The sequence below is a fragment of the Paenisporosarcina sp. P4_B8 genome (assembly GCF_056402175.1).
Genome location: NZ_JBFUHX010000059.1, coordinates 1 through 506 on the forward strand (window position 1 = coordinate 1; position 506 = coordinate 506).

The following is a 506-nucleotide window of genomic DNA, read 5'->3' on the forward strand; positions in this document are numbered from 1 at the left end:
CACAAAAAAACCGATACCTCGAAAGGTACCGGTTTTTTACTTTGCCTAGCGACGTCCTACTCTCACAGGGGGAAACCCCCAACTACCATCGGCGCTAAAGAGCTTAACTTCCGTGTTCGGTATGGGAACGGGTGTGACCTCTTTGCCATTATCACTAGACTTTTTTGAGTGTTTGTTCACTCAAAACTGGATAAACGGGTCATTGAAAACCATTCAAATTCATTTTGGTTAAGTCCTCGATCGATTAGTATTCGTCAGCTGCACACGTCRCCGCGCTTCCACCTCGAACCTATCTACCTCATCGTCTTTGAGGGATCTTACTTACTTGCGTAATGGGAAATCTCATCTTGAGGGGGGCTTCATGCTTAGATGCTTTCAGCACTTATCCCGGCCACACATAGCTACCCAGCGATGCTCTTGGCAGAACAACTGGTACACCAGCGGTGTGTCCATCCCGGTCCTCTCGTACTAAGGACAGCTCCTCTCAAATTTCCTACGCCCACGAC

Annotated in this window: 2 rRNA genes; both read right to left on the reverse strand. The window is 48.3% G+C overall.

The features are described 5' to 3' along the window. Nucleotides 1-43: 43 nt before the first annotated feature. Nucleotides 44-159 (reverse strand): 5S ribosomal RNA (rrf, locus tag AC1DSK_RS17545). A gap of 65 nt (nt 160-224) precedes the next feature. Next, nucleotides 225-506: ribosomal RNA gene (locus tag AC1DSK_RS17550) — 23S ribosomal RNA — on the reverse strand; the annotation flags it as partial.